The following is a 13,348-nucleotide window of genomic DNA, read 5'->3' as shown; positions in this document are numbered from 1 at the left end:
GTATGAAATCAGTACTTATTTATAATATTTTATAATTTTAATGAGTTTCTATTGCATAATTCGGGTTTATATCTTTTAGCTATAAATTCTGCAGCTTTTCGTGCTTGCGTGATTTTTTCAAAACAACCACAACGTACCGTCAATACATTGGATATGGACATGACTTTACACGAAGATAGCGGATATTTATTTTTACCTAGTGCCTTAGCATTTTGCTCTGTATCTGGCACACTCAAAAGCGAGACACTGTAACAGCTATCTTCACTTTTAGCATACAAAGAAAAAAAGAAAAAAGTAAAGAATATTACATAGCGCATACTAACCTCAAATTACTTTAACTTATAGTATACTGCGTTTAAACTTCATCTCTTCATAAAAAGGAGTTCTCCTGTATGAAAGCACACATCACGCTCTTGCTTCTTTCATCACTACTCTCTGCTCAAACTGCTACTGATCTTGTTACGTTTGAAAAATTTTTAGATAATTCAAATGAAGTAACAGCGATACTCAATGATACGACTATGGGACTCTATAATGCTGTTTCGCATAGTGAAATAGAATATGGAGAGGGTACTTTTGCTATGGAGGGTTCGCTTTTAGGCTTAGATAAAAAAGATTCTACTGATATTACGAGTTATACACTCAAGAGTGAACATCAAAATCTTCCCATAAAACAGTTAAACTACAATTATAAAATCAACTACTACACTTCTGGGGATAATGATAAATTGCAAGGTATTGATGCAGATTTTGGGATGGGGTATAATCTTGTCAATATCTCCAAAGATGAATACATCAGTCTTGGTATAGATCTAGGCGTATCTCTCTTCCTTTGAATCTACAACAGATATAACAAGCTATAAAATCGGGGCACAACTTCGCTTTAGCAAAGCTCTTTTTTCTATGCTTTTTCTTTATGGCTCTGCTATTTATGCAAAACAGTATGCTTCTGTAAAAAATAAAATAATGGATATGTTTACGAATGGGATTTTTCATGAAGAGGAGATAGGTCTTCGCTTCTATCCGCTTGAGCATACTTACCATCTGACATCTTGGTTTTGGATCACTCCAAACCTCTACTTCACAACAGGAATACGATATTCAGAATGGATTGCAAAGGATATAACACTCAATTCTAACTCAAGTTATCTTGGTATTGGGTACTCTTTTTAAGTTATTTACTCAACATTTGTGTCAATTTTGAAGCTTTTTTTGGTTCCATCTTTGTTAATATTTTTCCTACAACTTTTGGTTTTAGGGACTCTAAAATCGATACTGCTTCTTCAGGCTTCATATCACTGAGAATATTTGCAGCTGCACCTGCTTTCATCTTTGAAAAAGTTTGTGAAATTTTTGACATTTTTGTATCTTGAATGCTTTTAAGCACTTTTTTATTCTCTGCTAACATCTTTTTGATAGCGCTCTCTTTTTGGCTTATCTCTGTCATTTTTGCATTGAGCTTATCTTCTTTTTCTTGTAATTTCGCCTCTTTTTGCTTTAGAAGTTCTTCTGTTGCAGTTTTTAAGGAACTGAGGGCTTGTTTTTGCTCATCAATACGTTCAAGTTCAACAAGTAATTCCCCTTTTCTCTGCTCAAAAATCTTTGTACAATCAAAAAGTTTATCACTTGTTTGCAGCGAAAAAAGTACAGAGCTTACAAGCACCAAGAGGAGTAGTTTTTTCATGAAGCTGCCTTTGAACCATTTATAAAAGTCATCAATGCCACTTCATCCAAATCTTTTGCCTCTTTTACTTTTATCTCTTTAAGAAGTTTTTCCACTTCCTTAAACTCAAGGTATTTGAATTTTTCAAACTCTATCATATCTTCTTTGAGTATATTTTTTTTCTCATCTACTTGATTCTCTTCAAATCTAATCCACTCTTCATTATGACGAATAAGTGCACGTTGGCGTTCAAGTAAGGTTCGATTTTCTAACAATTGGGCTATCTTTCCATGTTGGGGAGTTTCTATTTGTTGTAGTTGCAAAAATGAATCTGCTAAAGCCTGTTTCGCATTTTGCAATGCTCTATTTGCTTCTTGCAGTGCACGCTCACTCTTTTGCATTTTGTTTTTTTTAACATTGACTAAAGAGCTAAAGCGTGTCTTCATATATTCATTTCCTATTAGAGGATTATTGTATCATCTCTCTCTGGTGATGTCGAGATTATACCGACTTTTGTTTTACTTATCTCTTCAATTATTTTCACATACTCTTGTGCAGAAGTAGGAAGCTCTTCAAAAGTTCTCACACCTACGGAATTATCCCAGCCTTTAAATGTTTTATAAATCGGTGTTACATTCTCCAAATCAACTGGCACATAATCAATCTCTTGACCTTTATACTCATACGCAACACATACTTTTACTTCATCAAAACCATCAAGAACATCAAGCTTCATAAGGGCTAGTTCATCACAACCATTTAAGCGACTAGCATATCTTGTTGCAACAGCATCAAACCAACCACAACGACGTGCACGACCTGTTGTTGTACCAAACTCATGTCCTTGTTCACCAAGACGTTTGCCCTCTTCACCCAAGTCTTCAGATGGAAATGGTCCATTTCCAACGCGAGTACAGTATGCTTTTACGATTCCTGTAACTTTTCCAATATCTTTAGAATTCAGACCCAAACCAGTACATGCACCAGCACTCACCGTTGCACTCGAAGTCACATAGGGATATGTTCCATGGTCAACGTCAAGCATAGTTCCCTGCGCGCCTTCAAGAAGAACACGTTTGTTTTGACTATCTAAAGCTTTCCATACCATTTGTGTTGTATCTGCAATAAATGGTGTAAGTTTATCACTAAAGCCTTGCAACTCTTCAAGCAGCTCTTCTCTTTTTGGTCCATGTAAATCCATAACATCAAAAATAGGTTTATTTTGCTCAAAATAATCTAAAATAGTTTGACAAAGTTTTTGAGGATCTAAAAGCTCACCAACTCTGTGACCAATACGATTAATCTTGTCACTATAAGCAGGTCCAATTCCTTTTCCTGTTGTACCTATGGCTTTATCGCCTTTTAGCTTCTCTTTTGCTTGATCGATTGCTGCATGATAAGAAAGATTGAGGTGAGCTTTGTCTGAAATATACAAACGACCTTCAAGCCCTTCAAATTGCTCCATCTCTTTAATAATAGAAGAAGGAGAAAGCACTACACCGTTTCCTACTACATTTACTGCGTTTGGATTTAACACACCTGAAGGGATAAGGTGTAGTGCATACTTAACACCATCAACCCAGATAGTATGACCGGCATTATGCCCACCTTGAGAACGACAAACCATATCATATTTAAGTGCTAGTTTATCAACTATCTTTCCTTTCCCTTCGTCACCCCATTGGATTCCAACAATTACATCAGCTTTATTTGTATACATATTAATATTTCCCTCTTTTTTAGTGTTCTAAGGCTTCACACAGAGCATCTGTGTATATTGCAAAACCAACAGAAGTCAGGTCTGAATTTTTATATCTTCCACCACGTGCGTAGACTTCGTTTCCAGCAATACAACGAAAATAAAGTTCATCATAGTAAAGCATTTTTGCATAGTACATTGGTGCAAGAACAGCATTTTTACACGATATTTCAGAACACAACTCTTTCATCTTTTGCAGCTCTACTTTTATAGACTCAGGTACGATGGCGATTAACTCATCAATCTGCTCTAGATGTTGTAGATACACAAGCTTAGTCAACCACTCTACTTTGAGATTAATAAACTTGTCAATGTTTATGTGTCTAAAATCATCTATGCATAGTTCGTCAAACATCTCTACTAAAAGCTTTGGAATTTTAATATTTGAAATTTGCATCAAAGGTTTTACCTCTAATTTTTCAAAAATATCTAAAGCAATAGTTGTCACAGAGGAGAGTTTTTTCTCACCCATAAACTCTACACCAACCTGATACTGTTCAGATGTTGGGTATGTAAAAACTGGCTGAATGTAAAACCATTTTTTTTGAGTAGTATTGCTTCCAAGTCTTTTTTCTATGATACGCACAACATCTATAGTTGAATCTGCTCTCAAAGATAAAGAGTTGTTTTTTTCATCATTAACGCGAATCAACTCTCTCTCATCTGCAATACTTCTTTGTTGATGGTAAGAAAATATTGGTGTTAGAATCTCTTCATAACCATTATCATAAAGGACATCACTTGCAATATGTTCTATTCTACGTTTTACTTTGGCAGAGTTTCCAAAGTAAAGCTTAGAACCGTTTGGTATTTCATGCTCAAGTATCATTTATATCTCTTTTTGTTCTAATGCAGTTTTAAAGTATGTTTCATTATAAACCTTAGAGGCAATACCAGCATATTCTAAACGTCCCATACGGTGAAGAATAAGCTCTATCGCATTTACAACCCAGATAGACTCATAAGGAGCAATCAGTCCCATTTGATTAATACGAAAGATCTTCCCTTTAAGATGGTCTTGTCCACCGGCTACATTCATACCATATTCTTCTTTTAAAGCTGAACGAATTTTTGAAGCATCTGCATCGTCAATAGTTGTCATACTTTTTGCAGGAACTTTAGGATAACTATGTAAGCCTATTGCTTCAAGAGCCGCTCGTGTTGCTTTAGCACGTCGCGCAGTATTACAATAAAGTACGCCAATGCCACCCTCTCTTTCAATAGTTTCTAAAACTTCTAATAAACCGATAATCAAAGTCGTAGCAGCTGTATATGCTGTAGTATTTTGTCTCTGTTTTTTAATTTCACTTGCAAGATTAAGGTAGTACCCAACTCCTGAGCCTATCGTCTCAATAGCTGCATCTGAGAGACCTAAGATGGAGAGTCCAGGTGGAAGCATCAGTGCTTTTTGACTCCCAGCGATAAGACAATCAATATCTGTCACATCAATTCGCTCAACACCAACAGCTGTGATGCCATCAGCTATAATCATAATCTTAGGGTTAATCTCTTTTACAGCCTTCGCTATCTCTTCAACCGGATGACGAAGTCCACCAGCTGATTCACTAATCTGAATCGCTATAGCATCAATATCTGAGTTCTCTTTTACTGCGTTTACAACTGCTTCAACAGATACCGGCGTATCCCACTCATTTTTAATCTCAACATTTTTAAGTCCATGCGCTAGGGCAATTTTACCAAAACGCTCACCGAACTTGCCAGAGTTGATACTTAAGAGTGTATTTTTACAAAGATTGATAACAGCTGCTTCCATAGCACCCGTTCCACTTGAAGCAATCATCACTACTTCATCAGTAGCAAAAAGATCAAAAAGATGTTTTCTAGTTTTTTCAAAAATAGCTTCAAATTCCGGAGTACGATGATGCATTGTCTCATCACTCATCGCATTACGAACATTTTGTGGAACTGGAGTTGGACCAGGAGTAAAAAGTAACATAGTGTATATCCTATTAAAGGTTTAGTGTTTAAAATAAAACCTCGTATTATAGCAAAGTAAGTTTAAACTTTATAAATATGCTAAAATACCGTTTTTAAAAGGACAAATATGACTATATATGATTCAATAATACTAGGCGTTATCGAAGGCTTCACAGAATTTTTACCTATATCATCCACGGGACATCTTATCGTGGCAAGCGAGTTTTTAGGAATTGACCAAACAAATGTAACAAAAGCGTATGAGGTAATCATTCAATTTGCCGCTATTTTAGCCGTTGTATTTAACTACAAAGAAAAGTTCACACTCAAGCATATTAATTTATGGACAAAAGTATTTTTAGCTTTTTTACCTATCGGCATTGTAGGCTTTATCTTTTCACATCAAATTAAAGAGCTTTTTAGTATCAACATTGTTGCTATTATGTTTATCGTCGGTGGTATTGTCTTTTTACTTGTTGAGAAGTTTTATATACCCAATGAAAAAGAGCTTATAAACGATGTTGAAGATGTCAGCATAAAACAATCTTTATGGATAGGAATTGCACAAGTTTTTGCTCTTATTCCAGGGACTTCACGTGCTGGTTCGACTATCATAGGCGCTTTACTTGTAGGTCTTAGCCGTAAAGCAAGTGCTGAGTTTAGCTTCTTACTTGCTTTTCCTGTGATGAGTGCTGTGACTGCATATGATTTACTCAAACACTATCATGAGTTTTCAGGTGCAAACTTAGAGGCTTTAGCTGTAGGGTTTGTCGTTTCATTTGCAGTTGCGTATGTAACCATCAAGCTATTTTTAAAATTTTTAGAAAAATTCACTTTCGTTGCGTTTGGAGTTTATAGAATTCTTTTTGGGGTATTGCTATTAAGTACCTCTTCATAAATAACCCCAATTTCAGAAGCTTAAAAAGAGGGCTAATGCAAGGCGAAATTCCGCATGAGCTACTAGTAGCTTAAAGGATTTTCAACGAAGTAGTAGCCCTCTTTTTAAACTTCCCTTCGGGCAAAGAGCAAATAGCCCTATTGCGTCGTTAGATTCCTTTGGATTAACCAGTTAGTCCTGCAGAAATCTGCCTAGCACTAGAGCTATTTGCTCTTTGCTGAAGTTGGGGTTATTTATGGAGAGGTACTTAACACTCTTTAACTAGTGGAATAGTGTTTGCTGTAGATTCTCTGTTAGACATATTAATGTTAAAGGAGATATTATGCAAACACTGCGTAAATATAACGACCACTTACATTATTTACTAGAAAAACTAGAAAATACTTTTTACGAAGTAAGTCTTAAAATATTATAGACTTCTTAAAATTTTTCCCGCTAAGTTTAAGGCTTTAGAACGATGAGAAAGTTCTTTTTTTATACTTTCATCAAGTTCTCCTAGCGTTTTATCGTAGCCTAGCGGGATAAACATCGGGTCATAGCCAAAACCGCCTTCTCCTTTTGCCTGCGTCAGAGCAGTCCCATACATCCATCCATGCACAGTTTTTTCTCTATCTTTTGTCACTATAGCAATAGCAGCAGTATAATGCGCTGGAGAATTTTCAACACCTTTTTCTTTTATATCTTGCATAAGTTTATAAAGGTTGTCTTTATCGCTTGCACCCGCGCCTCCATATCTTGCACTGTAAATTCCCGGCGCACCATCAAGGATATCTACACTTATACCACTATCATCAGCCATCACAATGAGATCTTCATCATCAAGAGCTTCATAAACAGCTTTGGCTTTGATAAGTGCATTGTCTTTAAAAGTATCCCCGTCTTCAATAATCTCAAACTCTTCTATCAATTCAGTATATGGAATAACTTCATATTCTTGGCAAAGTGCTTTTATCTCTCTCACCTTGCCTTTATTTGATGTTGCTAAAACTAATTTCAATATTATTTCCTTGTTTTTTACTTTAAAAAATCATAACAACTGCGTTTACTTTGCTTATGTAAATAGTTATTGCTCTATAATTGCGCCATTATACAATAAGTATGAAATTATCTCTAATCTCTTACTTAAAACTCATACAAAGGATTTTTATGTTTAAAAAAGTATTTCCGCTTTCGAGTATTCTTTTTTTACGATTTTTAGGACTTTTTTTAGTTCTACCAGTTCTCTCTGTTTATGCACTTGATTTAGAAGGTGCAACTCCATTTTTAGTTGGTGTAATTGTCGGTGGTTACGCCCTTACTCAGGCTATTTTTCAAGTTCCTTTTGGAAGCCTAAGTGATAAAATAGGAAGAAAACCCACTATACTTATTGGTCTTCTTATCTTTTTAGTTGGTTCGCTTATTTGTGCATACTCAACTGACATATATATGCTTATGTTTGGACGTTTTTTACAAGGTGCTGGAGCTATTGGCTCTGTTGTTACTGCAATGATTGCAGATTTAGTTGAAGAAAAACAACGAGGTCAAGCTATGGCAATCATGGGTGGGTTTATAGCAATGAGTTTTGCTATAGCAATGGCAGCTGGACCTATCATAGCATCTCATTATGGGATTAGTACAATCTTTATTATTACAGCTATTCTAGCCGTATTAGCTGTTGGTATTTTATTTGCAAAAGTACCAACTCCTCCAAAAATAAAACATATTTACCATGGAGATACGAAAACATCAGATATTTTAAAAGATCCAAATCTCTTAAGTATGGTTATCATCAATGCTATGCAAAAAGGTCTTATGACAGCTGCGTTTGTAATCATTCCTGTATTTTTAACAAAACCAGAATATGGTTTTAACTGGGATAAAAGTGAACTATGGATGGTTTATGTTCCAGCAATGATTGCGGGTCTAATCGCTATGGGACCTGCTGCAGTATTTGGGGAAAAAAGAAATATTCCTAAACAAATATTTTTAGTCTCTATTGTTTTATTTATCGCATCATTTGTTTTGATGGGTACAACAAATTCAAGTGCAGTTTTCATCACAGCCGTTATCTTTTTCTTTGTTGCATTTAATATGATGGAACCACTTGTTCAGTCTATGATAAGTAAATTTGCAAAAGTACATCAAAAAGGTGCTGCTTTAGGTATTGCAAACTCTGCAGCTTACTTTGCAACATTCCTTGGTGGAACATTTGCTGGTCTTTATCTTGATGCAAGTTCACGGGCTACACTCGGACTTACTATCGGGGGTATTGGTCTTATATGGTTAATTTGGACACTTGTGAAGATGAAAAACCCTACAAGATATTCTCATTTGATTATTCCAGAAATTGAAGTTGACTTTGATAAATTAAAATCTTTAGAAAGTGAACATATAGCTGAATGGTTTATAAATGAAACAGAACATGTAGTAGTTATAAAATATGCTCAAGAAGCATTAGAAGAAGATGAGATTAAATCTCAGATAGTAAAATAGATAAAAAGATAAAGCTTAGGCTTTATCTTTTATTTTTTTGGAACAACATACATATTGAAATAACGACCTTCAAACTTAGGTGGTTTTTCCATTACAGCGATATCTTCAACCATAGGCCAAACTTGTAAAAGGACTTCTTTTGCAGCTTCAGGGTGTGCCATTTCACGACCACGTAAAAATACTCTAAATTTTACATGAAATCCTTTTTCAAGAAACTCTCTTGCATGTTTTACTTTATAAGCAATATCATTCTCAGCAATTTTCACAGATAATTTAATCTCTTTAACGACTATCTTAACCTGATTTTTTCTTTGCTCTTTTAATTTTTTCTCTTCTTGGTATTTAAACTTACCATAATCCATGATCTTAGCAACAGGTGGCTTCGCATTTGGAGCGATTAAAACTAAGTCTAAACCTAGCTCATTTGCTTTTGTCATAGCCTCATCAGTTGAGATGACGCCTAATGACTCACCTCCATCTACATTACATCTCACCTCTGGAACACGGATGTCATCATTCATGATAACGCGGTCTTTGTTTTTACTCAAAAATTTACCTCATTTATTTTAGTTTGTATAAGCTTCAAGAATTCCTCTTCACTTAAATTGTACTGCTCTCTAGTTCGTCTATCACGAATAGCTACAGTTTTATTTTTTATCTCTTCATCCCCAATGACAACTATCATAGGAACACGAGTTTTTTCTGCAGTTCTAATTCTTTTGTTTAAAGAATCATTTTTCGCATAGATTTCACTATCGGCATTAATATCGATAAGTTTATCTGATAGAAGCTTAGCATATTCTTTATGTGTCTCTGCAACAGGAACAATTGCTACTTGTGTAGGAGCTATAAACATTGGAAATTCACCTGCATAATGCTCAGTCAAGATCCCGATAAAACGCTCGAAAGAGCCTAAAATGGCACGGTGAATCATAACTGGCTGAATTTTTTCATTCTCTTCACCGTTATATTCTAGCTTAAATCTCTCAGGAAGATTAAAATCTAGCTGAATCGTACCACATTGCCACTCTCGACCTATCGCATCTGTAATCTTAATGTCGATTTTAGGACCATAAAATGCCCCACCACCTTCATCAATCTCATAAACTAGTTCATTTTTATCCATCGCATTTTTGAGTGCTTGTGTAGAAACTTCCCACACTGCATCATCTCCGACAGCTTTTTCAGGTTTTGTTGAGATCATCATCTTGTAATCAAACTCAAAAGTTGACATAATTTTATCAACAAAATCCACTACTTCTATGATTTGCTCTTCAATTTGATCGGCACGACAAAAGATATGTGCATCATCTTGCGTAAATTCACGAACTCTAAAAAGTCCATGGAGGGCACCTGTAAGTTCATGACGGTGTACAACACCATACTCAAAATACTTGATTGGCAGATCTCTATAAGAGTGAAGCTCATCTTCATATACTTTAATATGACCTACACAGTTCATAGGTTTTACACCAAACTCTAACTCATCAATGTGAGTAAAGTACATATTTTCACCATAGTTTTGATAATGCCCAGATGTTTTCCAGAGGTCTGAACGTAACATTTCAGGTCCACGAACTGGTTCATATCCACGTTTACGATGAGCTTTAAAAAGTAAAGATTCTAAACGAGCGCGTAAACGTCCACCAGCCGGAAGCCAGATAGGAAAACCAGCACCAACTTCCTCACGGAAAGTAAACAGTTTCATTTCATTTCCAAGCTTACGGTGATCACGTTTTTCAGCTTCTGCTAGCTGAGTCATATGTGCTTTGAGTGATTCTTTATCTGCAAAAGCTATCCCATATATACGAGTTAGCATTTCATTTTTCGAGTCTCCGCCAAGGTAAGCACCCGAAATTTTTGTAAGTTTAAAGTAGCGTATAAGCCCAATATTTGGTAAATGTGGACCTCGACAAAGATCTTCAAATTCGCCTTGCTTATAAATACTTACAGTTTCACTTGGAATTCTTTTCATAACTTCAAGCTTTAAATGATCATCTTTAAACTTTTCTTTTGCTTCATCCATTGTAATTTCATATTTTTCAATTGGATATTTTTTCTTAGCAAAAGAGAGCATTTGCTTCTCTATTTTCTTTAAATCACCCTCTCCAACTTCGGCAGATGTTTTAAAATCATAGTAAAAACCCTCTTTTACAACAGGTCCTACATAAAACTCAGCATCCGGATACAGTGATTTGATAGCTTGTGCCATCAAGTGAGCCGTAGAATGACGTAATACTTCTAAAGATTCAGGAGAGTTGTCAAGATGAATCTGTTCACCTTCAAATCCCAGCTCTTTTGCTGTTTGTGTGTCGATAATTTCGCCATCTTTTTTTATAGCAATTTCATTCAAAATAAATATTCCTTCTTATAATTCTGTTTTTAGTACAGCACCGTTTGCTGCGTTTGAAACTAAAAGTTGATAACGTTTCAACCATTTTGATTTTACTTCATTTTTATATGGCACATAATGATCTTTTCTTCTTGCTAACTCTTCACCATCTACATTTAACTGCAAAGTATGTTTATCAACATCAAGCTCTATCTCATCGCCATCTTCAACGAGAGCAATAAGTCCACCCTCAGCAGCTTCTGGAGAAACATGTCCAATAGAAGCCCCTTTAGTAGCACCACTAAAACGACCATCTGTAATAAGCGCAACAGTCTCACCAAGTCCCATACCTTGAATAAGTGCAGTAGGTGCAAGCATCTCTTGCATACCTGGACCACCCTTAGGACCTTCATAACGAATCACCACAATGTTACCTGGTTTTACTTTGTGTGCCATGATTCCGGCTATCGCTTCTGTTTGAGAATTAAAACAAATAGCTGTACCTTTAAAATGACGCATACTGTCAACTATACCCGCTGCTTTAATTACCGCACCTTCAGTTGCAAGATTACCAAATAAAATTGAAAGACCGCCAACAGGAGAATAGGCATTTTCATTCGTATGAATAATGCTTGTATCTTTAATCTCTGCATCTTTAATTCTTTCACCTAAAGTCTCTCCAGTGATAGTAAGTGCATCAAGATGCAAAACATCATTACCTCTGTTAGAAACCTCTTTCATTACTGCGTTTACTCCACCTGCATCATCAATATCTTTCATATGAACAGTTGTTAATGATGGAGAAATTTTAGCAATATGTGAAACTTTTTCAGCAATAGCATTAATATTTTCTATATGAAAATCAACATCTGACTCTTTAGCAATTGCTAACATATGTAAAACAGTATTTGAGCTTCCACCCATCGCCATATCTACTACAAATGCATTGTGTACAGCTTTCTCATTTAAAATATTTTTGAAGTTATACTTCGGATCTTCCATTTTTGCAAGTTCAACGATACGTTTTGCAGCTTTTTTTACCATCTCTATTCTCTCAGGAGTCATGGCAAGTACAGTTCCATTACCAGGAAGTGCAATACCCATAGCTTCACATAAAGTATTCATAGAGTTTGCAGTAAACATACCTGAACATGAACCACCAGAAGGACAAGCCTCACACTCTATCTCATACAGTTCTTCATCTGTCATATTTCCTTCAGCATGCTGACCAACTGCTTCAAACGCAGTAGCAAGGTCGATAGGTGTTCCATCTTTTTTATGCCCTGCAGCCATTGGTCCACCTGAAACAAAAATAGTAGGAACATTAACACGAAGTGACCCCATTATCATCCCTGGAACAATTTTGTCACAGTTAGGAATACAGATCATAGCATCAAGCTTATGAGCATTCATCACCGTTTCAATAGAATCAGCAATAATCTCACGTGATGGTAAAGAGTAAAGCATGCCATCATGCCCCATAGCAATTCCATCATCAACACCAATAGTGTTAAATACAAAAGGAACACCCCCTGCTTCTCGGATGGCTTCTTTAACAATTTCACCATACTCATGCAAGAAAAAATGTCCAGGAATAATATCAATATAAGAGTTTGCAATCCCAATAAATGGTTTGTCAAAATCTTCATCTTTCAGACCTGTCGCACGCAACAATGAACGGTGTGGAGCCTTATCAAAGCCCTTTTTAATAGTATCACTTCTCATAAAAAATCCCTATATAGTAGTTTACATTTCTAATTATAAATGCGATTATAGCACTTTTTTTCTATTTTTAACCAAAAACTCTTTACAAAGAAAAAAAAACAAGCTATAATTCCGGCTCACTTACAGACCTAGTCTAGTAAGCGTATGGATGCGGGAATAGCTCAGTGGTAGAGCACAACCTTGCCAAGGTTGGGGTCGCGAGTTCGAACCTCGTTTCCCGCTCCATTTAATTTTGATTGTTAATCTGTGATACACACTCACGATGCCCGGGTGGCGAAATTGGTAGACGCAGGGGACTTAAAATCCCCCGGTAGCAATACTGTGCCGGTTCGAGTCCGGCCCCGGGCACCACTGATAATTAACTGAAACTGGTGCCATCGCCAAGTGGTAAGGCCGCAGCCTGCAAAGCTGCTATCCCCAGTTCAAATCTGGGTGGCACCTCCAGTTATTTAACAATTTACTACTACAACGTGGATCTTTGGCAGAGTTGGTCGAATGCACCGGTCTTGAAAACCGGCGAGGGTCATACCTCCCAGGGTTCGAATCCCTGAGGGTCCACCA

The 13,348-nt window shown here is 36.2% G+C and carries 14 protein-coding genes and 4 tRNA genes; 8 read left to right on the top strand and 10 right to left on the bottom strand.

Annotation, left to right across the window (positions count from 1 at the left end; all coding sequences use genetic code 11):
* Positions 1 to 29: 29 nt before the first annotated feature.
* Positions 30 to 317, bottom strand: coding sequence for a hypothetical protein (locus MV052_RS04835; protein WP_297441507.1), 288 nt, complete (start codon positions 315 to 317; stop codon positions 30 to 32).
* Between the two features lie 75 nt (positions 318 to 392).
* On the opposite strand from MV052_RS04835, the gene MV052_RS04830 reads away from it, so the two are divergent.
* Together MV052_RS04830 and MV052_RS04825 are read left to right on the top strand one after the other, a co-directional pair.
* Positions 393 to 836 (top strand): hypothetical protein, encoded by a 444-nt coding sequence (locus MV052_RS04830; protein ID WP_297441506.1) that lies wholly within the window; start codon positions 393 to 395, stop codon positions 834 to 836.
* A gap of 67 nt (positions 837 to 903) precedes the next feature.
* Positions 904 to 1,173 (top strand): hypothetical protein, encoded by a 270-nt coding sequence (locus tag MV052_RS04825; protein WP_297441505.1) that lies wholly within the window; start codon positions 904 to 906, stop codon positions 1,171 to 1,173.
* 1 nt (position 1,174) lies between these two features.
* Here the strand turns inward: MV052_RS04825 and MV052_RS04820 are convergent, their stop codons facing one another.
* The 5 genes from MV052_RS04820 to MV052_RS04800 are packed head-to-tail and all read right to left on the bottom strand — an operon-like array spanning position 1,175 to position 5,379.
* On the bottom strand, positions 1,175 to 1,684 hold the full coding sequence (locus tag MV052_RS04820; RefSeq protein ID WP_297441504.1) for a PDP protein: 510 nt from the start codon (positions 1,682 to 1,684) through the stop codon (positions 1,175 to 1,177).
* Complete coding sequence (locus MV052_RS04815; RefSeq protein ID WP_297441503.1) at positions 1,681 to 2,109, bottom strand: flagellar export protein FliJ; 429 nt, start codon at positions 2,107 to 2,109, stop codon at positions 1,681 to 1,683. Before MV052_RS04815 ends, MV052_RS04820 begins: the two co-directional genes overlap by 4 nt.
* Positions 2,110 to 2,123: 14 nt before the next feature.
* On the bottom strand, positions 2,124 to 3,383 hold the full coding sequence (locus MV052_RS04810) for an adenylosuccinate synthase (RefSeq protein WP_297441501.1): 1,260 nt from the start codon (positions 3,381 to 3,383) through the stop codon (positions 2,124 to 2,126).
* Between the two features lie 19 nt (positions 3,384 to 3,402).
* Positions 3,403 to 4,251: an ATP phosphoribosyltransferase regulatory subunit gene (locus MV052_RS04805; protein ID WP_297441500.1), complete on the bottom strand. Its 849-nt coding sequence runs from the start codon at positions 4,249 to 4,251 to the stop codon at positions 3,403 to 3,405.
* Positions 4,252 to 5,379 (bottom strand): aminotransferase class V-fold PLP-dependent enzyme, encoded by a 1,128-nt coding sequence (locus tag MV052_RS04800; protein ID WP_297441498.1) that lies wholly within the window; start codon positions 5,377 to 5,379, stop codon positions 4,252 to 4,254.
* A 108-nt stretch (positions 5,380 to 5,487) separates the two neighbouring features.
* Between MV052_RS04800 and MV052_RS04795 the strand changes: the two genes are divergently transcribed.
* Positions 5,488 to 6,258, top strand: coding sequence for an undecaprenyl-diphosphate phosphatase (locus MV052_RS04795; protein ID WP_297441496.1), 771 nt, complete (start codon positions 5,488 to 5,490; stop codon positions 6,256 to 6,258).
* 409 nt (positions 6,259 to 6,667) lie between these two features.
* On the opposite strand, the gene rdgB is transcribed toward MV052_RS04795, so the two are convergent.
* Positions 6,668 to 7,255 (bottom strand): RdgB/HAM1 family non-canonical purine NTP pyrophosphatase, encoded by a 588-nt coding sequence (rdgB, locus tag MV052_RS04790; protein ID WP_297441494.1) that lies wholly within the window; start codon positions 7,253 to 7,255, stop codon positions 6,668 to 6,670.
* A gap of 149 nt (positions 7,256 to 7,404) precedes the next feature.
* Between rdgB and MV052_RS04785 the strand changes: the two genes are divergently transcribed.
* A complete protein-coding gene (locus MV052_RS04785; protein ID WP_297441492.1) occupies positions 7,405 to 8,730 on the top strand; it encodes an MFS transporter in 1,326 nt (441 codons plus the stop codon).
* 29 nt (positions 8,731 to 8,759) lie between these two features.
* Here the strand turns inward: MV052_RS04785 and infC are convergent, their stop codons facing one another.
* From infC to ilvD, 3 genes are read right to left on the bottom strand one after another with little or no spacing between them, the layout of a single operon-like run.
* Complete coding sequence (gene infC, locus MV052_RS04780) at positions 8,760 to 9,278, bottom strand: translation initiation factor IF-3 (protein WP_297441490.1); 519 nt, start codon at positions 9,276 to 9,278, stop codon at positions 8,760 to 8,762.
* Positions 9,275 to 11,068, bottom strand: coding sequence for a threonine--tRNA ligase (gene thrS / locus MV052_RS04775; RefSeq protein ID WP_297441508.1), 1,794 nt, complete (start codon positions 11,066 to 11,068; stop codon positions 9,275 to 9,277). The genes infC and thrS overlap by 4 nt, the downstream gene beginning before the upstream one ends.
* Positions 11,069 to 11,098: 30 nt before the next feature.
* Positions 11,099 to 12,787 carry a dihydroxy-acid dehydratase gene (gene ilvD, locus MV052_RS04770; RefSeq protein WP_297441488.1) on the bottom strand — a complete coding sequence of 563 codons (1,689 nt, stop codon included), beginning with the start codon at positions 12,785 to 12,787 and terminating at the stop codon, positions 11,099 to 11,101.
* Positions 12,788 to 12,937: 150 nt separating this feature from the next.
* Between ilvD and MV052_RS04765 the strand changes: the two genes are divergently transcribed.
* The 4 genes from MV052_RS04765 to MV052_RS04750 all read left to right on the top strand — a co-directional run bounded on the left by MV052_RS04765 (position 12,938) and on the right by MV052_RS04750 (position 13,348).
* Positions 12,938 to 13,012 (top strand) — tRNA-Gly (locus tag MV052_RS04765).
* A gap of 39 nt (positions 13,013 to 13,051) precedes the next feature.
* Positions 13,052 to 13,138 (top strand) — tRNA-Leu (locus MV052_RS04760).
* Positions 13,139 to 13,157: 19 nt separating this feature from the next.
* Positions 13,158 to 13,231, top strand: a tRNA-Cys gene (locus MV052_RS04755).
* A 28-nt stretch (positions 13,232 to 13,259) separates the two neighbouring features.
* Positions 13,260 to 13,348, top strand: a tRNA-Ser gene (locus MV052_RS04750).

Origin of the sequence: Sulfurimonas sp., from assembly GCF_026988655.1 — a bacterium.
Taxonomy (GTDB): Bacteria; Campylobacterota; Campylobacteria; order Campylobacterales; family Sulfurimonadaceae; genus Sulfurimonas.
The sequence above is the reverse complement of the archived record's forward strand: the minus strand, read 5'-3'. Positions and strand labels throughout refer to the sequence as shown.